22 protein-coding genes are annotated in these 15,762 nt (G+C 59.6%); 7 read left to right on the top strand and 15 right to left on the bottom strand.

Annotated features, from left to right (window positions below; all coding sequences use genetic code 11):
- Positions 1-106 precede the first annotated feature (106 nt).
- Positions 107-754: a trypsin-like peptidase domain-containing protein gene (locus B9A31_RS18390; RefSeq protein ID WP_020424245.1), complete on the bottom strand. Its 648-nt coding sequence runs from the start codon at positions 752-754 to the stop codon at positions 107-109.
- A gap of 264 nt (positions 755-1,018) precedes the next feature.
- On the opposite strand from B9A31_RS18390, the gene B9A31_RS18385 reads away from it, so the two are divergent.
- A complete protein-coding gene (locus B9A31_RS18385) occupies positions 1,019-1,441 on the top strand; it encodes a bleomycin resistance protein (protein ID WP_019098535.1) in 423 nt (140 codons plus the stop codon).
- Between the two features lie 580 nt (positions 1,442-2,021).
- Entirely contained in the window at positions 2,022-2,855 is an 834-nt protein-coding gene (locus tag B9A31_RS18375; protein WP_256576249.1) for a tyrosine-type recombinase/integrase, read from the top strand.
- A 29-nt stretch (positions 2,856-2,884) separates the two neighbouring features.
- On the opposite strand, the gene B9A31_RS18370 is transcribed toward B9A31_RS18375, so the two are convergent.
- The 11 genes from B9A31_RS18370 to B9A31_RS18320 form a co-directional block, all read right to left on the bottom strand.
- Positions 2,885-3,196 (bottom strand): hypothetical protein, encoded by a 312-nt coding sequence (locus B9A31_RS18370; protein WP_256576248.1) that lies wholly within the window; start codon positions 3,194-3,196, stop codon positions 2,885-2,887.
- Positions 3,197-3,230: 34 nt separating this feature from the next.
- The gene (locus tag B9A31_RS18365) at positions 3,231-3,470 is read right to left on the bottom strand and encodes a hypothetical protein (protein ID WP_084297235.1); all 240 of its coding nucleotides are present in this window, start codon (positions 3,468-3,470) and stop codon (positions 3,231-3,233) included.
- The gene (locus B9A31_RS18360; protein WP_084297234.1) at positions 3,460-3,663 is read right to left on the bottom strand and encodes a hypothetical protein; all 204 of its coding nucleotides are present in this window, start codon (positions 3,661-3,663) and stop codon (positions 3,460-3,462) included. The genes B9A31_RS18365 and B9A31_RS18360 overlap by 11 nt, the downstream gene beginning before the upstream one ends.
- Positions 3,660-4,073, bottom strand: a complete 414-nt coding sequence (locus B9A31_RS18355; protein WP_084297233.1) for a DUF2528 family protein — start codon at positions 4,071-4,073, stop codon at positions 3,660-3,662. Before B9A31_RS18355 ends, B9A31_RS18360 begins: the two co-directional genes overlap by 4 nt.
- Entirely contained in the window at positions 4,070-4,522 is a 453-nt protein-coding gene (locus B9A31_RS18350) for a hypothetical protein (RefSeq protein WP_084297232.1), read from the bottom strand. Before B9A31_RS18350 ends, B9A31_RS18355 begins: the two co-directional genes overlap by 4 nt.
- A 71-nt stretch (positions 4,523-4,593) precedes the next feature.
- A complete protein-coding gene (locus B9A31_RS18345; protein WP_084297231.1) occupies positions 4,594-4,884 on the bottom strand; it encodes a hypothetical protein in 291 nt (96 codons plus the stop codon).
- 5 nt (positions 4,885-4,889) lie between these two features.
- Positions 4,890-7,577 (bottom strand): toprim domain-containing protein, encoded by a 2,688-nt coding sequence (locus tag B9A31_RS18340; RefSeq protein ID WP_084297245.1) that lies wholly within the window; start codon positions 7,575-7,577, stop codon positions 4,890-4,892.
- A gap of 8 nt (positions 7,578-7,585) precedes the next feature.
- Positions 7,586-7,819, bottom strand: a complete 234-nt coding sequence (locus tag B9A31_RS18335) for a hypothetical protein (RefSeq protein WP_064492840.1) — start codon at positions 7,817-7,819, stop codon at positions 7,586-7,588.
- A 66-nt stretch (positions 7,820-7,885) separates the two neighbouring features.
- Complete coding sequence (locus B9A31_RS18330; RefSeq protein ID WP_135002085.1) at positions 7,886-8,125, bottom strand: hypothetical protein; 240 nt, start codon at positions 8,123-8,125, stop codon at positions 7,886-7,888.
- Positions 8,122-8,601: a YmfL family putative regulatory protein gene (locus B9A31_RS18325; protein WP_084297229.1), complete on the bottom strand. Its 480-nt coding sequence runs from the start codon at positions 8,599-8,601 to the stop codon at positions 8,122-8,124. The genes B9A31_RS18330 and B9A31_RS18325 overlap by 4 nt, the downstream gene beginning before the upstream one ends.
- A 30-nt stretch (positions 8,602-8,631) precedes the next feature.
- A complete protein-coding gene (locus B9A31_RS18320) occupies positions 8,632-8,844 on the bottom strand; it encodes a DNA-binding protein (protein ID WP_084297228.1) in 213 nt (70 codons plus the stop codon).
- A gap of 84 nt (positions 8,845-8,928) precedes the next feature.
- On the opposite strand from B9A31_RS18320, the gene B9A31_RS18315 reads away from it, so the two are divergent.
- Together B9A31_RS18315 and B9A31_RS18310 are read left to right on the top strand one after the other, a co-directional pair.
- Positions 8,929-9,267 carry a helix-turn-helix domain-containing protein gene (locus B9A31_RS18315; RefSeq protein ID WP_084297227.1) on the top strand — a complete coding sequence of 113 codons (339 nt, stop codon included), beginning with the start codon at positions 8,929-8,931 and terminating at the stop codon, positions 9,265-9,267.
- Between the two features lie 87 nt (positions 9,268-9,354).
- Complete coding sequence (locus B9A31_RS18310; protein WP_084297226.1) at positions 9,355-9,537, top strand: hypothetical protein; 183 nt, start codon at positions 9,355-9,357, stop codon at positions 9,535-9,537.
- Positions 9,538-9,581: 44 nt separating this feature from the next.
- Here the strand turns inward: B9A31_RS18310 and B9A31_RS18305 are convergent, their stop codons facing one another.
- Genes B9A31_RS18305 through B9A31_RS18295 form a run of 3 tightly spaced genes read right to left on the bottom strand, consistent with a single transcriptional unit; the run spans position 9,582 to position 12,762 of the window.
- Positions 9,582-9,839: an ogr/Delta-like zinc finger family protein gene (locus B9A31_RS18305; protein WP_084297225.1), complete on the bottom strand. Its 258-nt coding sequence runs from the start codon at positions 9,837-9,839 to the stop codon at positions 9,582-9,584.
- A gap of 60 nt (positions 9,840-9,899) precedes the next feature.
- The gene (locus tag B9A31_RS27550; RefSeq protein WP_256576251.1) at positions 9,900-10,769 is read right to left on the bottom strand and encodes a phage portal protein; all 870 of its coding nucleotides are present in this window, start codon (positions 10,767-10,769) and stop codon (positions 9,900-9,902) included.
- Positions 10,696-12,762 carry a terminase large subunit domain-containing protein gene (locus tag B9A31_RS18295; RefSeq protein WP_084297223.1) on the bottom strand — a complete coding sequence of 689 codons (2,067 nt, stop codon included), beginning with the start codon at positions 12,760-12,762 and terminating at the stop codon, positions 10,696-10,698. Before B9A31_RS18295 ends, B9A31_RS27550 begins: the two co-directional genes overlap by 74 nt.
- A 160-nt stretch (positions 12,763-12,922) precedes the next feature.
- On the opposite strand from B9A31_RS18295, the gene B9A31_RS18290 reads away from it, so the two are divergent.
- From B9A31_RS18290 to gpM, 3 genes are read left to right on the top strand one after another with little or no spacing between them, the layout of a single operon-like run.
- On the top strand, positions 12,923-13,852 hold the full coding sequence (locus B9A31_RS18290) for a GPO family capsid scaffolding protein (protein WP_084297222.1): 930 nt from the start codon (positions 12,923-12,925) through the stop codon (positions 13,850-13,852).
- Position 13,853: 1 nt separating this feature from the next.
- Positions 13,854-14,870 (top strand): phage major capsid protein, P2 family, encoded by a 1,017-nt coding sequence (locus tag B9A31_RS18285; protein ID WP_084297221.1) that lies wholly within the window; start codon positions 13,854-13,856, stop codon positions 14,868-14,870.
- Positions 14,870-15,667, top strand: a complete 798-nt coding sequence (gene gpM, locus B9A31_RS18280; RefSeq protein ID WP_084297220.1) for a phage terminase small subunit — start codon at positions 14,870-14,872, stop codon at positions 15,665-15,667. Before B9A31_RS18285 ends, gpM begins: the two co-directional genes overlap by 1 nt.
- The last annotated feature ends 95 nt before the right edge of the window (positions 15,668-15,762 follow it).

Raw genomic sequence — 15,762 nt, 5'->3', positions numbered from 1 at the left:
TCCCACAGGCACTGCACAAGTCTCAAAAGCGGGTTCACCCGCGAAGAGGCCATCAGCCTCACATCACAAGCCGCTTATCATCCGCAAACGCGCTCCGGAACCTGACTCAAGGCTTGGCAGCAACCGCCACATAGCCTTTGATCGAAGCCGGTGCCTGAGGCTTGCCCTTGTGCGCCGTCAGGTACTCAAAGCGCCGCCATTCCTTGTCGATCTCGTTGAACGACATGAACACGCTGATCCGCGCCTTGCCAGCCAGGTCCGGGCGCTTGCCGGCATCAATCTCGCTGGTGGGGATGATGGCCACATTGATGCCGACCACCTTGCCGTCATCGGCGAACACAGGCCCGCCCGACATGCCCTTGGTGATGGGGCCGTCGTGTACTGAATAGAAAACACTGCCTGGCGTGCCTTCAAGCCGCACCAGCGACGCCAGCGCATGGCCCTTGCCCTGCATCGGCATCATGAAACTGTTGAAACCCACCGCCGTCACGGCTTCGCCCGGCACATACTGGCGCCAATCCGGCACGTTGCTGGCCTTGTGTTTGAAGAACACCACATCACCGAGGCCCTCGTGGACCACGTTGCGCAGGAAGGGGGTGTGTTTGGCAGTTACGGCGTAATCCTCGTTCCACTGGATGGCGCTGGCCATCAGCAACATGGGCAGCGGGGCACCGGAGGTGACCACGAAAGCCTGGCTGTAGACGGGATCGGAAACGTACGAGGTTGGCACTCCATTGCACCCACTGAGCAGCATCATTGCCGCCATGCAGGGCGCGATTGTTTTCATGGGTCACACGGTGCGTGGTGAAAAGGGAGCGCAAATATGGCGAAGTGCCATTATGCTGACAATACTTTCGGAATATATCCGACGAGTGACAGGTTAAGCGCTAGCGCATATCGTGGCCAATAGGCTTCATGCATGGCTGGAGGCCCTGAAGTCATTGGGGCGGCGTCAAATTGACAAGGGGCTTTGGGCCTCCCGCGTTGTCTTCGTTTGGGGAATTGAAAGGACTCAAGAATGGTTGAAACGAATGCGCTCGTGCCTGAACTCATTGTCAGTGATATCGAACGCAGCCTTGCTTTCTACTGCGGAATACTTGGCTTCAAGGTCGAGTACGAACGGCCTGAAGACCAATTCGCTTTCCTGTCTTTTGGCGGCAGCCAGTTGATGCTGGAACAGGACTGGCACAGCGAATCACCTTGGCGCGTTGGCCCGCTGGAGCCGCCCTATGGGCGTGGGATCAACCTGTCTATCGCATGCCCTGATGCATTGGCTTTGGTTGCAGCGTTGAACGCAGCAGGGCATGGTCTGAGAAACCCGGTTGAAGAGCGCTGGTACCGCAGCGCTCACGTATTGATTGGCCAGCGCAACTTCCTGGTGCAGGACCCTGACGGGTACCTGCTTCGGTTTGCTGAGGATCTCGGTACCAAACCCGCCTGAGGCTGTGGTGGGCACAGGAATAATTGATCTGATAATCGTCATCATCTGAGGTGCCATCCTTGCACGTGTGGGAGCGGGTTCACCGGCGAATCAGACGCTGCGGTGGATGGCACCGGCTTTGCCGGTGTTCGCGGCTAAAGCCGCTCCTACAGTGGCCGTGCAAGTTGCGATCTGTACGAGAGATCAAAATTCAGGCGAAAAAAAACCGACCATAAGGTCGGTTTTTTCCGGATCTTGGTGCCCCGAGGGGGCAACTGAGAGACGCTGGCAGAAAGGTGCCATAGCTGGCGTACAGCTTCAACCCACTGATTACGCTGGTTTTTCGCTGATTCCCTGAGTGCTGTTCACGGCGATTGGCTGCGTTGGCGTGATAGCCTTTACGCCACTTTTACGCCAGCAAGGACAGAGGTTGGGAATGGCATCATTTCGGAAGCGTAGCGGTGGCTGGCGAGCTGAGGTGGCTAGGTTGGGGGTCCGAGACACCAGAACATTTGCGACGAAGGCCGCAGCAGTGGCATGGGCTACCACCCGTGAGGCCGAGATTTTGGCATCTACCGGCGGGCCCAAGTGCTCTGTGGAAATGACCGTGTCTGAAGCGTTGCGCCGCTACAAGCGTGACGTTACCCCCACTAAGGCTGGGAAGAAATGGGAAGAGCTCCGGCTGGACAAGTTTGACGCCGAACTTGAATGGGTAGGGGAATTCATGTCGGACGTCACTACTGACCAGGTAGCCAAGTGGCGTGATGCCCGGCTTCGAGTAGTGGCCAGTCCCACCGTTCGCCGTGAGATGACTTTGCTGTCGTCAGTGTTCGAGATTGCGCGTCGAGAATGGCGCACATGCATCGTCAACCCTGTGCGCGATGTGAAGCGACCGCTCAACAATCCGCCCAGGGACCGCCGCATCGAGCCTTCGGAGGAAACAGCTTTGCTCAACCGGCTTGGATACGTCGAAGCCGAACCTCCAGTGACGCTTCACCAGGAGCTGGCCTTGGCATTTCTGATCGCCCTGGAAACCGCTATGCGGCAAGGCGAAATTCTTGGGATCACCGCGAAGGCTGTGAACCTCAAACAGCGCTTTGTGCATCTTCCTTTGACCAAGAACGGATCTAGCCGAAATGTGCCTCTCAGCAAGCGGGCCGTGGGATTGATCGGGATATTGTTGGGGGAGAAGAAAGGTGCTGAAAAACTATTCAGGCTGACGTCCGCGTCGGCCGATGCGATGTTTAGGAAGGTGCGGGACGATGTGGCGATTGTGGGGCTTACATTCCATGACACCCGTCATGAAGCAATCACCCGATTGGCGAGAAAGGTCGATGTGCTCGATCTTGCTCGTATCACCGGCCACAAAGACCCTCGTTCATTGATGGTCTACTACAACGCCACTGCTTCAGAAATGGCATTACGCCTTGATTGAAAAAAGCCTGCGCAAGGCAGGCTTTAACTTTATGCACGCTTCCTGGCGCGGGGTTCTGGCAGTCTTGCTCTGTTTTGCCTGCTCCAGGAGATCACTTCCCCAGCAAACCATCGTTTGGATGCCCGCTCTCCGGTAGCGCATGGCTGCATGCTTTCCGGAAAGGTGTCCTGTACAACGACGCGGCGTTCCACTGTGTATTGGGCCAACTTGAGATAGTCGGCAATGTCCTGTGTTGTCCACAGTTGATCCTGGATTGAAATTTGCGGTCGCTTCAACTGATTGATCAGTTCGTTAAGCGAACTGATGAGAGCGGCGTTCTCCAGCATCAGCGATTCGTTCATGGGGGCGTGCACGTTACTCATTTCGGCTTTTCTCTCAGCTGCAGCGCTGGGCGGTGAATTGAACGTGTGGGTCGGTGCTGCAGCGGTTGGCTGCAAACAGATCAGGTTGGGCCATCAGGGCTCCGAGTTTGCTCGCTAAGGCGCGTGCCGCTGCATCGGCGCTGATGGTGCTGCTGGCGGTGGCCTTCTCGCCGCGGGCTCGGGCGGTGTAGGTGCCGGCGCTGAGGCGAACGCTGATGACCAGGTCGTGGGTTGGAGTTTGATTAGCGTGCATATCGGCGGTCCTGCTGTGCTTTCTTGGCTTCGACGTTGGCCATGTAGGCCTCCCATTCAACTGATTTCCGCTGCTGGCGGATCTGGCTGCAGCGCTGGTGCTTCCTGGTGGAGCGGGCCTTGTTGCAGATGTCGCAGTGGTTGGGCAGGTCCAGCGCGTGGCTGGCCAAGCGGGGGCGTGTTTGTTGGCTCATGAAGTCGCCTCCGTCAAAGCCAGCTCCTCGAATGAGGGCTGCTGGACGTCAGCTGCGACGACTCGGATCCCGCACCAACCGAAGTTGTCCCAAGGAACCTCGCCGCCCCAGCCTTCGCTGACATGCAGCTCCTTACTGAATCGCTCCCCTGGAAACTTCTGTTTGTCGGTGAATCTGGCCCCATGGTTCTCGAGCATTGCGCAGATCAGCTCATGGCCTGCCATGCGGATGACGGCACGGACAACGTCTTCGCCTTCCTCGTCCACCCGGTCCTCGGCCCCAGTCCAGAAGCTATTGATCAGCGCAGCGCGCGAGGTGGTCAGTCGGTTAAGGTCCACCTCGAGCGTCACCTCGTAGTCCTTCCAGGTGTCCTTGACTTTGAACTTCTTTATGTTGAGAGAGAGGGTCATTCCGCGTCCCCCTGTACAGGGTTACGGAGTGGCTCAAACGCCAGGAGCAGCCCAGCCATGTAGTCAATGGCTTGCATGGCGTTATCGTCTTCCTCGCCGAACACCTCGCGGGCCATCACTTCGGCGCGAGAAACGGCCGATTGCCAGTCTGCTGGTGGTTCTTCCGCGATAACGTCAGCGTCCCAGCCAGTGGCTCGGCGGCGGCGCATCAGGTTGAGGGCATCTGCAGCGCCCTTCGCCAGCCCGTGATAGCTGCCGTCTGCCAAGTCGCCAACGAAATCCTCCAGTGCATCCATGGCCGCAAGGCCGTGGCCCACGCTCCAGGCGACAACTTCGCCGCCGTCAACTTCCCGCGGGACTGTCTTGCCTGAGGCACCGCGGATTACCAGGGTGTCGTACCGCATTGTGTTAGCCTTCTGTGTGCCGACTTCGGGGGTTTCTACTTGCATGTTGTTTCTCCTTGGGGTTGGTGGGCGTTGGGGAGGTGCAACTCCTCGGCGCCTTTTTTGCCGGTCAGCCGCTAGTCACGGCGTACCAGGAAAATCTCGAGGTCCTGCAGCTGGCCGTCGTCGTCGCAGGTGCCCCACTCCAGGACTGCCTGCACCTGGGCTCGCGAACAGTCCATGACCAGGATCCCGCGCTCGCCGCGTGCGACGCGCACTTCCAGGATCTCCAGCAGGCCATCTGCGGCGTATGCATCTGCGTAGATGTGAGGCACGGATCCGGTTGAGGCCGGCAGTCGGGCGGTGACGAATCCCATCAGGTCCGGCGCCTCTACCTGCCAGTCGCTGTTGATTACGTGAATGTCCATGGCGGTTACTCCCGGAAGACAAAGCAGCGAACGGACTGGGGGATGTTTTCCAATGGCCGTGCCTGCTGAATGCGAAACCGGATGGCGCTTTCGGTGCGCTTCGACTCAGAGAGGCACTGGTGTGCACGGCAGTCCTTGAGGAGGCGGCGCAGCACGCCCAGCTCCGGGATCCGCTGCCGGTGTTCCACGGCCACTTCGGCGAACTGGTTGAGGTTGATAGCGATCTGGCCAGGGGTCTTGCTGTGGTTGACCAGAGGGGCCCCGGGCAGCGACTCGAGGTAGTCGTAGACCTGCCAGAACTCGTTCACCTCTTTCGGGTCGGTGGTGATCGCCGCCTGGCGCTCGCTGGCAGCCTTCTCGACGTACTTGCGGCACTCCTTAACCATGTGCTCCGGGATCTCGATCACCAGCTGCAGGCAGTCCACCAGGGCCAGCATCATGGCGTGGTTCTTGATCACACGATCCGAGGTCAGCTTGCGGTTGGCCCACAGCTCGGCGCGGTACTTCGGATACAGCTCGGCAAAGCGCTTGAGGATCTTCGGCTCGGCCCGCATGGCCTTGATCATGAAGTGGCTGACGTCCTCGAGCTCGGTCTGCACGATCGCGTCAGCGGCCCGGCGGCTCGCCTCGGTGATCGTCGGCTTGAGAAAGGGCAGGCGGAAGATCCGGCTGATGATGGCTTCGTGACCAACGACGATGGCGTTCTGAGCGATCACGATCGAGGCGCGGAACGGCGGCTCGTAGGTGTCGTTGCTGTTGGACTTCACGCCACGGGTCCGCAAGGTACCGCCGCCATAGAAGTCCTTGAACTGGTCCCACTCGAAGGCTTTGGTGTTGTCCTCGTTGGTGTTCCGGTCGGCCTCGAGCAGCACCAGGGGCAGGTTGGCCACCTGTCCCATGGCTCGGCTCAGACCAGAGAACGAACTCTTGGCCGGGTCAAAGCCCTCGTACAGGCGACCAAACAGCTTCCAAAGGAATTTGATCAGGGTGGTTTTGCCCGAATCGGGCTCACCGGACATTTCCAGGAACGGGAAGCTCTCATGCTCGGCGCGGATCTGCTCGGCAAACAGCGAGCCGAACCAGTAGGTCAGGGCCAGCACGCCGTTCTCGCCGAAGCAGGTCCACAGGTGTTCCAGCCAATCCTCGCGGTAGTCCTTTGCGTCCAGCTTGTTCTTGATCTTCACCGACTTCATCAGGCACTTGACGCGCTGCTTGCCGAACTCGAAGTAATCCTCGTCGTTGGCCTTGTAGATCGAGCCGTTGTGGATGGCGATGTCGTTGAAGATGTATGCCTGGTGGTCGCGGCTGTAGCCCAGGAAGTCGATAGTCTCGACGGTCTTGAGGCCTTCGGTCTGCCGCAGGATGATCTGGTCCAGGTGCTTCTGTGTGCCCAACCAGGTAGCCCCGGAATACATCAGGCGGGTCTTGAACTCGCTGCTCGAGGAGATCTGCTTGGGCGTGAAGGTGTAGTTATCACCGTCATCGTCCTGCTTGCCGGCCACCTGGAAGTAGAACCAGGCCTCGTTGGTGACATCGCTGACCTGCTTGTACAGCGCCTGGAAACGGCAGTTGGCCAGCAGTTTCAGCGAGCAAACCTTCTTCAAGACATCGCGGCGATCCTCTTCGTCGTCCTGGTCCTTGCTGCCGGCCAGCTCCTTCTGCTCCTCCTCGAGCTTGGACAGGTCGAACTTGGCCCAATAGGTCTGGTTGCCGAAGTCGAACGCGAACTCGGTGAAGCCCTCGTCCCACATGTACATCAGCAGAGCCTTCTCGCGGGCAGTCGGAGCCAGCAGCAGGTCGCCCTCATGCCGGGCAGCAGCCAGGTCGCGTGTGCGCTTGTGGTTGCGGGCCTGGCCTTCTTCTTCAAACTGCCAACGCTGGTGCAGATCGTTCCAGTCCACCTTCTTGTCGCGCTGGGGGATCAGTGCGGCCTTGCACTCGAAGCCCATATCCGATGCCTGCTTGGCAAAGCGCTGCAGGTAGCCGCGGGCAGTGGGCTCGTTGTCGAGGGCCCAGACCAATGTTGGCAAATTGCCAGGGCGCTGCTCGGCCAGCTGTTTCAACGCCTCGATCGGGAAGTTGACGCTCGACATGGCCGACACCGCGTCGATGCCGTTCTGCACCAGGGCGATGGCGTCGAAGATTCCCTCAACGATCCACAGCTCCTCGACAGTCTCAAGCTTGAGGCTTGGCGGGCACCACCATTGGCCCTGCGCGCTGTACCCGAACTTGAAGCGGGCCTTCATCTTGCCGAAGCGCCCAGGGCGATCAATCAGCCGCTCCCAGTAGCCGCCGTTCGGCAGGGGGAAGCGGACCGTGGCGCTGGCCTCGCCGCTTTCCTGGTTGACGTAGTTTTCCTGGGTGAACCAGCCGGTCATCTTCCACGCATCGAGGCCCCGGGCGAATTCCAGGTAGGTGCGGGCAGTCAGGGTGGGGTCGTTCTCCGTGGCCGGGGCGCGCTTGCTCCAGTCTTCAAACAGATCCTCATAGATGCCTTTGACATGCTCGATGTGGCCGCAGCGCTCCGGGCGCCCGCAGCGGATCTGCCACGGGTTGTCATGGCGGGCATACAACTCTTTCTTTCCACAGGCCGGACATACGCCGCCCCGCATGTAGTTGGTGCCAACGCGCAGCTTTAGGCCGAAATCACTTTCAAGCCGTTGCAACACTTGTGAGCGGATATCTTCATTCATCATGACGGTTACTTCGCAGTTTTGAGGCTGTAGGTCAGCGCGCCGATCAGCCGGCGTTGCGCGCCCATGACGGGGTTTTTCAGGACGATTGCGGTGTGCCGGTCTTTCTCCGGCACGTAGCGGTAGGCATCCGTCCACCAGTGCTCAGTGAGAGCCAGGCGGTATTCAGACTTGAGCAAAGCCAGCAGGGCGGTGGCCTGCTCGGGGCTCATTTCCGCCTTGATCACCATCTTGTTATCCATCGAAACCTCGACTTCGGACGCAGCTCACCCAAACCCACGGAAAGCGGGGCAGGGCGATGGGTTGGATTAGGTGCGCGCTGCGCGGGGGTGCGAGCGATCAGCTGCGCCCAGGCCAAGGTCGGTCATGGCGAGGTGCACGGCTTTTTCAGCAGTTGGGTCAGAAACGTTGTGGTCGGCGACCAGGTGGCAAACAGCACGGGCGAACAAACGGTCGTCGCCGCTCAGGTGTTCGGCCTGGTGGCGTTGCAGGTAGTGCATCGCCGAGGACTTGAGTACGTCCTGGTAGTCAGGGTGTGTTGTGCTCATGCTGCAACCCCCGCACGGGCGCGGTGCAGCGCGATCGCCGATAGCACCTCGGTATGGCGAGCGGACATATGGGCCTCATGGGCGCGCATGATCTCTTCCGCCTCGGCGGTGGTGATGGACCCATCGGCCAGGGCCTTCGCAATCTCCAGATCAACAGCACCGCGCTTGGCGGAGGTGACCATCGACATAGCGTAGAGCTCGACGTTGTCCAGGGCGTCGACATCGGCGACCTTGACGAAGATGCCGCCGTACAGCGAAGCGATGAACTCCGGCAGGAATGTCGTGTGGGCTGTGGCTTCCAGTTGGCACAACTGCAGGTCGTTGAGCGGACGGGCGTTGTTGTTTTCGTAGGCGTGGTTGTCGAACTTCTTGAGCTCGAGGCCGAGGTGCGCAGCTGCCTGAGCCCGACCGCCTGGGTATGCGCGGATGATCGCGCTGACCACATCCTTCCTTGTCTTGAGAACTGAGCGATTCATGTTCTGATTTATCCCTAGTGGCCAGTTGCCTTACTCTTCGATCACGCCGTCTTTGATGCCTAACAGGACAGCAGCACGGTGTGCCTCCCCCCGCCGACATTGGCTCTGACCCCTCAGCACCGCGTAGACGGTGCTGGGGTTTAGGTCATTCTGTAGTGCAAAACTTTTCACCGTCTGGCCGCGGCGCTCCAGTTCTTCACGTGCGCGTTGGCGGGCTTGCTCGCTGATCGAGGTATTAGGCATAGTGCATTTCCATGCATTTTCGTGTGAGTGAGAATGCAGAATGATGCATCAAAATGCATTTGTAAACACCTTGGATGAAAGATTTTGCACGATTCGAAAGATATCGGGGCTCGGCTGCGCGACGAACGGAAGCGTTGCGGACTTACCCAAGACCAGGCTGCCGCGGGCTGCGGCATCGTTAAGCGAACCCAGGCCAACTATGAGGCGGGCGCTAGCGATGCCACGGCGACATATCTGAGCAAAGCCTGGGCGATGGGCTTCGATGTTCCTTACATCCTGACCGGTGTTCGCCAGACTGCGGCTCGTGAATCCCTCAGCCCAGAGGAAGACTCGGTCCTCTCGCAGTACCGGCAGATCCCAGTTGAAGACCAGCGAGCGCTGCGCCGCTTCCTTAAAGCTATGTTTGATGATGCTGGACATTAGTATCCGTCCTTTCGTCGCGCTCCTGTTTGAAGCCTCATGACTGCCTTGTTAACTGAAAATTCACTTTGCATATCAAGGAGTTAGCAAATGTTGAATTTGGCAGTAGCTGAGCAGGATTGCGTTGAACTGAGGGACTTCGAATGGTCCGGTCTGAGCGAAAACGAACGTCGATTGATCGGTCGTTTTCGCCAGATGCGGGAGCAGGAGCGTCACCAGGTGAGGCGCCTTATTGAGCAGTTGGCCAAAAATCCGGACGACACGGATTCCTGAGTCATCCAAAACAAAACCGCCGACCAATCGGCCGGCGGTTCCAATCAGGCTGCAGGCCTGCTCATGTGATCGAACAATTCCTTTTGCTTATCCGCCGGAAGACTCTTGATGCGGTCCAGGATCAGCGTATCCAGGTGCTGCGCAGAAGGTCTCAAGGTGTGCGAAAACGACAGCTCGGATACCCAGGTGTGCCCGCACGTTGCGTCCAGGCATTGGCAGTAGAGCTTTGCATAGGCGCGGGTGACATTGTCCCGCGAACTGATCCGGCCTTTATGGCCACAAGTCGTGCAGTAGACTCGCATGGTGTCCCTCCCCAGGGTTCAATGCGCCATCATTATGCCGTCATTTTTCAGTTATATCACCTATGAAACGTTACCAGAGGCAGCGATTTCGTCGGCGTTTTCCGGTGACTTCCAGCTAATTCGCCTGTCTGCGCGCAGTGTGTTGTTCACCTGGTTGAACATCTGGCAGATGGGGCGAATCTCGTTGTTCGTGTACACCCGGTCGATCTTCTCGATGTCACCAAACCCGGCGCTGTTCTCGGGGATGATGCCGGCCAGGGCGGGGTTCATACGCCATGCCGCGATGATGTCGTTCCTGGTGATGTTCTTGACCTTCTCCAGATCATCCTTCGATTGGAAGTCACCAACCGGGATGATCTGGATGGCCTTCTCGCTGCCGCCCGGGATGTTGACGAACATGCTGCGGAAGTTACCCACACCCTTGCTGCCGGAGATCTGAGCCTGCAGCGCCTCCTCGTCCGCCTCGCTCATGTTCGGGTCGTTCGAATAGAAGATGTACCCGACATGGGCGCCATTGTTGTAGTAGCGCCGGCGGAACAGGGTGGCGGCTTCGTTGAGCAGCAGCGCCTGCAGCCCGCCCAGATAGTCGGGAATGCCGTAGATATTCTGTTGCACGTCGTAGTTGAAGATGTGCTCGACCTCGTCCTGGTCAAACTCAAGCCGGCCGCCGTCAGGCATGAGCATCACGAATCCGCCGTCGACCTTTACCCGCATGTTGATCGCGGGCAGGTGCTCGAGCTCCAGGACCTGGCCGAAGACGCTGGTCTTGCGTAACAGGTATGTCTCACCGAACACCATGAAATCCAGCGCCGATCGGCTCATGGCCTGCAGGCTGAAACCCTGCGACGGGATGAACTCACGCAGCAGCAGGTTGCGCTTGAACGGCGGGATCGCGCCGTGGTGCGCGTTGGCCTGTAGCAGCCTGGCCAGACCAACCCGAGAGGCTGGTGGCGTGTAGATGGTGCCGTCGTCGCTGGGAAACACCCCGAGGTAGTTGGCGATGTTGTTGGTCAGAACGGCCTCGGGCGCGCCGAACGTGAAGGCTCGCACGGGTTGTCTGGGCTGCTGATGGGCTACGTGAGTTTGTGCCATGGGTACCTGATCCGCTGGTGACGTAGCGGCTACGCCGCTGCCGATTGGTGTTAAGGGGTTCGTTGTGGAGGGCGTGCATGATGGCCCACGCTATGTCGGCATGGCCGGTGGCTTCTGTACGCGAGGCGCTGTATGTCACCTGGCCGCTGCCGGTGGTGCCACGCTTGATTGTCAGGAAGGCCTGGGCGATGTCGCTGCTGCCGGCATCCCACTCGATCCGGGCGTGCTGGATGGTGTCCTGCGCCTTGAGCACCAAGGCATTTTTGGTCTCGAGGCTGTAGTGGATCGGCTGAGCACGCGGGTAGAAGTCGCACACCAGGTCGAACACGCCATAGCCGATGCCAGTGGTGTCGATGCCGATATGCTGGACGTTGAAACGCTCGGTGAGCTTCTTGACCTCGTTGGCCTGGTACTTGAACGACTGGCCCCGCCAACTGTGCTTCTCCAGGATCCGGAACTTGGCGCCCTCCTCGAGCGGTGGCGCAATGACCACGCAGGTGGCGTCGTCCCGGGTTCGGCTGGGGTCATAACCAATCCAGACCGGTCTGTTGCCGAAGGGCCGCTTGTCGTCGGGATCGTAATCTGTCCACAGGGACAGATCGCTGTAGCACCGCTCCAGATCGGCCAAGTGGAACGCGCCCTGCGAGCTGTCGATGAATTTGCACATGAACAGCTGCTCAAACGCATCGTCGTCGTACTCCAGCTGCAGCTGCTCGAGGTCGAACAGGTCGCATCCGCTGTTGATCGCATCCAGGATCGTGATCGTCTTGCGCCACTGGCCGTCTGGGCACAGTGCGCCGGCGCTGTATGCCGTTGCCGCTGGCCACTCGGCCACTGCCGGCGTGCCGCGCTTCTTCTTGCGGTTGCGGAAGGATTCGCCAGTCCAGAAGGGATAGGCCTGGTGCGTGACGGCGCTTGGCGTGGAGAAATAGGTTTTGCGCCACTTCTTGTGGGTGGCCATGGCCGAAGCCACTTTATTCAGCTTCTCGAAATCCTTGATCCAGAAGTACTCGTCAACATAGACGTGCCCGTGGTGGCCTTGGGCGGTACTGCTGTTGGTGCTAAGGAAGCGCAGCTCGGCCCACGGCTTGCCCTCCTTGCTCAAGACGATGGGGTTACCGGTGAGCTCGAGGCCGAACCATTCCTGGGCGAACGAGATGATGTAGCTGCGGAAGATCTCAGACTGGGCCCGGCTGGCCGAGAGGAACACCTGGTTGTCCCCAGTGAGCACGGCATCCATGAAGGCTTCGCCGGCGAAGTAGTAGGTCAGGCCCACCTGGCGAGACTTGAGAATGTTGCGGATCCGGGCTGTCAGCGGATTTTGCTTGGCCGCGAACAGCTCTTTCTGGTAGCCGAACATCTTGCTGATGAACTTGTCGAGGAAATCTACCTCGGTGAGCCCGGTGACATCGTTCTTCGCCGGCTTGGGTTTCTTCTCGCCACGCTCCCCACGTTTACGCTGGCCGCGCTCGTTCCGATCGCGACGAGGCTGTTCGCCTCCCTGGCTATCAGTCGGTTCCGCTTGAGGCGCGGGAGCGGCCGGTTTGACGCATTGCTTGACCAGCCGTTCGCGCTGTGTGATCAGCCGGTCGAGCTCGTTCTGCTCGGCCTCGGTCAGCGCCCCGGGTTTCTCATAAAGAAGCGTGATTCGACGGCTGACGGCCGTCATCGGCTCCTCGTCAGTGAGCATGTCCTCCCATAAGCCCTGTCGGATCCAGTAATAGACGATCCGGACGTTAGGCAGCCCGAGTTGCGCCTGGATTTCCTTCGCCTTGCAGCGGCGCAGGAACAGACGTTTGGCAGCTTCTTTGACTTCGTTCGAATAGTACATGCGGCGCAGTCTAAGCGCCGATTGTGCCGCTAACTCCCGGTATATTTCCGCTCTTGTCCTATAACGTGCAAATAGGAGGAGGGCGCAGTCAAACCGTTTGTTGAGGGGCAGTTGGGACCATATGGTGGGGGCCTCAACGTCATCAATTCATCAGGTCCCCATGCCTCGATCCCTTGTCTCTTTCTGGAAACGTGTGGCCGTCAGCGGCCTGACCGCTGATGGTCGCGAGATCTTTGCCCAGGACCTGCGCGACATTGCTGAAACCTATAAGCCATCGTTCTACACGGCGGTGATTTGGTGCGATCACGATCGTTGGCCTGGCTCCCACGGGACCGTCTACGCCGTGCGCTTGGTTGAGGATGATGATGATCTGCAGCCTGGCGAGGTGGCCTTGGAAGCCCAGCTGAAGCCCAACGATCAGTTGCTTTATCTGAACGATCGCGGGCAGAAGCTGTTCAGCAGCGTCGAGATCACCCCGAACTTCCGGGGTACCGGCAAAGCTTATCTGACCGGCCTTGGCGTCACTGACGAGCCCGCCAGTGTCGGCACCCAGGAGCTCTACTTTTCGAAGCGCTCCAATGACACCTCCTATTACGCGGCATCTGTCGCCATGGGCTCGTTCAATGACAACCAGCCGCAGGGTGAGATCGGTCGGCTCGTTGCAATGTTCACAGGCTTGTTCAAGCGCTTTGGCCTTGAAGAGGCCCCCGCCACCGCCCCCGAAACCCCAACTACCCAACCCGAGAGCAAACCCCCAATGGACGAAGCTACCGCCACGGCTTTGAAAGCCCTGCTGGCCCAGTTGCTGGTTGTCGCTGCCGGCATCCAGGCAGTGATCGAGCCTGCCGCTGAAGATGCACCAGAACCCGATCAAACCTTGGTCGACGACGTGAGCACCGCTGTGGACGAGATCGTCACCACGGCTGAAGAAGAACGCGAGTTCCGCCGCAATGGTGGCGGTAACAAGGCTGTGCTGGCGGCCTTGAAAGACCTGCAGCAGCAGTTCAGCGCGCTGCAGAACACGCCACAAGGCCGCCAGGTGCCTCGCACCACTGGTGTAACCCCCGACAAAGCGAAGCGAGTGCTCTGACATGGCCCAGAATCTGAGTCTCTACGGCGCGCAGATGTATGCTGCGATGCAAGTGGCGATGGCCGAAACCTACGGTGTGGAAGTTGTCACCCGTATGTTCAGCGTCGAGCCCAGCATCGCGCAGGAACTGAACGACGCGATTACCGCGAAAGCTGACTTCCTGCAGCGCATCAACATTCTTCCGGTCACTGAAATCAAGGGCCAGAAGGTGTTCCTGGGCACCTCCGGTCCGGTGACCGGCCGTACCAACACCAAGACCACCGACCGCGAGGCGAAAGATGCCTCAGCACTGGACCAGGATAGCTACGAGCTGTCCTCGACCGAGTCGGATGTCAGCCTGGCCTACGCCAAGATCGATGCCTGGGCGAAATTCCCCGACTTCCACCAGAAGTACTCGGCTGCGGTGCAGAAGCAGATCGCCTTGGACCGCATCATGGTCGGCTTCCACGGTACTCATGCTGCCGCCCAGACGGACATGACCCAATACCCTCTGCTCCAGGACGTGAACAAGGGTTGGCTGCAGCAGGCCCGTGAGCAGGTCCCGGCACAGGTGCTGAAGGAAGGTGCGGTGGCTGGCAAGGTCACCATGGGCGTGGGCGGCGATTATGCGAACCTTGACGCCCTGGTGCACGACACCAAGCAGATGATCGATGAGCGCGTGCGTGACGGTGGTGACCTGGTCGCCATCATCGGCAGCGACCTTCTGGCCGCCGACAAAGCCAAGCTGTATACCAGCCAGGGCAGCACGCCGACCGAAAAGGAGCGCATCGAGAGCCAGCAGGTGATCGCCACCTACGGCGGTCTGCCAGCGTTCAGCGTGCCGTACTTCCCAGTCAACGCGGTTCTGGTTACCAGTTTCGACAACCTGTCGATCTACTACCAGGACACCAGCTGGCGGAAGCAGACCGTCGATAACCCGAAACGCTCCCGCGTCGAGGATTACAACAGCCGTAACGAAGGCTATGTGATCGAGCAGCTGGAGAAGATCGCCCTGACCGAAAACGTTGAGGTGATCTGATGAGCCTGGCACTGGCGCACAAGCGGCGCACCCTCGCACAAGGCTCGGCAGATGCTGCCGCCAGTGCCGCACCGTTGGCGTACTCGCCGGCCGCAGCGCTGAACAGCCCGGCCAACGCCCAGAAGCACTACAAGCTGATGGAGGACGCCTTGAAGGTGGACCTCGAGCGCTTGAAGGGCCTCAACAGCATCGAGCAGCGACAGCTCATGAAGCGCGACGAGCTGTTGCCCAAGTACCTGGAATACGTCGGGCGCTACGGCGAATCCGGCCTGAACTTCCCTAACCAGGTACTGATGTACGTCGTGATCTGGCTGTTCGATACCGCCCAGTTCGAGGCTGGACTGGCACTTGCCGACTTCGCGATGGCTCAAGGTCAGAAACTGCCGGAAGGCTTCGACCGCGACGTGCCGACCTTTATCGCGGACGAGGTGATTGAGTGGGCCGAGGCCGAATACAAGGCCAGCCGTAGCCCTGAACCCTACGTCAGTAACCTGCTGCCCAGGGTGGATGGGGAGTGGTCCCTGTTCGAGCGAATTCCGGCTCGATACCACAAGCAGCTCGGCATTCTGGCAATGGATCGCAAGGACTGGACCTCCGCCATAGTGCACTTCGAACGAGCCGAGGCTCTGTACGAAAGCATTGGCGTGGGTACGCGCCTGGCGGGTGCACGAAAGGCGCTGGCCAAGGCGATCGCTCAAGGCGAACAGCCGACCCCCCAGCTTGCAACCCGGCTCGATGAAGTCCTGCAGGCAGCGGGCGAGCAAGAGCCGGCCGGCGACAGCACCGACACCGAGTAACCGTCTTCCCCCCCGCAGGGAGTTGCTACGGCAAGGCCGAGTCATTCATGACCCCGACCTTCCCGCAGCAGCAACCTGCCCTATTTGAGTGGCCA

The sequence above is a fragment of the Pseudomonas sp. URIL14HWK12:I5 genome (genome assembly GCF_900176445.1).
GTDB classification, from domain to species: domain Bacteria; phylum Pseudomonadota; class Gammaproteobacteria; order Pseudomonadales; family Pseudomonadaceae; genus Aquipseudomonas; species Aquipseudomonas monteilii.
The sequence above is the reverse complement of the archived record's forward strand: the minus strand, read 5'-3'. Positions and strand labels throughout refer to the sequence as shown.

Bases quoted from the DNA above. Each gene is read 5' to 3' on its own strand.
- B9A31_RS18390 (WP_020424245.1), bottom strand. From the start codon at position 754: ATGCTGCTCAGTGGGTGCAATGGAGTGCCAACCTCGTACGTTTCCGAT.
- B9A31_RS18385 (WP_019098535.1), top strand. From the start codon at position 1,019: ATGGTTGAAACGAATGCGCTCGTGCCTGAACTCATTGTCAGTGATATC.
- B9A31_RS18375 (WP_256576249.1), top strand. From the start codon at position 2,022: ATGACCGTGTCTGAAGCGTTGCGCCGCTACAAGCGTGACGTTACCCCC.
- B9A31_RS18370 (WP_256576248.1), bottom strand. From the start codon at position 3,196: ATGAACGAATCGCTGATGCTGGAGAACGCCGCTCTCATCAGTTCGCTT.
- B9A31_RS18365 (WP_084297235.1), bottom strand. From the start codon at position 3,470: ATGCACGCTAATCAAACTCCAACCCACGACCTGGTCATCAGCGTTCGC.
- B9A31_RS18360 (WP_084297234.1), bottom strand. From the start codon at position 3,663: ATGAGCCAACAAACACGCCCCCGCTTGGCCAGCCACGCGCTGGACCTG.
- B9A31_RS18355 (WP_084297233.1), bottom strand. From the start codon at position 4,073: ATGACCCTCTCTCTCAACATAAAGAAGTTCAAAGTCAAGGACACCTGG.
- B9A31_RS18350 (WP_084297232.1), bottom strand. From the start codon at position 4,522: ATGCAAGTAGAAACCCCCGAAGTCGGCACACAGAAGGCTAACACAATG.
- B9A31_RS18345 (WP_084297231.1), bottom strand. From the start codon at position 4,884: ATGGACATTCACGTAATCAACAGCGACTGGCAGGTAGAGGCGCCGGAC.
- B9A31_RS18340 (WP_084297245.1), bottom strand. From the start codon at position 7,577: ATGAATGAAGATATCCGCTCACAAGTGTTGCAACGGCTTGAAAGTGAT.
- B9A31_RS18335 (WP_064492840.1), bottom strand. From the start codon at position 7,819: ATGGATAACAAGATGGTGATCAAGGCGGAAATGAGCCCCGAGCAGGCC.
- B9A31_RS18330 (WP_135002085.1), bottom strand. From the start codon at position 8,125: ATGAGCACAACACACCCTGACTACCAGGACGTACTCAAGTCCTCGGCG.
- B9A31_RS18325 (WP_084297229.1), bottom strand. From the start codon at position 8,601: ATGAATCGCTCAGTTCTCAAGACAAGGAAGGATGTGGTCAGCGCGATC.
- B9A31_RS18320 (WP_084297228.1), bottom strand. From the start codon at position 8,844: ATGCCTAATACCTCGATCAGCGAGCAAGCCCGCCAACGCGCACGTGAA.
- B9A31_RS18310 (WP_084297226.1), top strand. From the start codon at position 9,355: ATGTTGAATTTGGCAGTAGCTGAGCAGGATTGCGTTGAACTGAGGGAC.
- B9A31_RS18305 (WP_084297225.1), bottom strand. From the start codon at position 9,839: ATGCGAGTCTACTGCACGACTTGTGGCCATAAAGGCCGGATCAGTTCG.
- B9A31_RS18295 (WP_084297223.1), bottom strand. From the start codon at position 12,762: ATGTACTATTCGAACGAAGTCAAAGAAGCTGCCAAACGTCTGTTCCTG.
- B9A31_RS18290 (WP_084297222.1), top strand. From the start codon at position 12,923: ATGCCTCGATCCCTTGTCTCTTTCTGGAAACGTGTGGCCGTCAGCGGC.
- B9A31_RS18285 (WP_084297221.1), top strand. From the start codon at position 13,854: ATGGCCCAGAATCTGAGTCTCTACGGCGCGCAGATGTATGCTGCGATG.
- gpM (WP_084297220.1), top strand. From the start codon at position 14,870: ATGAGCCTGGCACTGGCGCACAAGCGGCGCACCCTCGCACAAGGCTCG.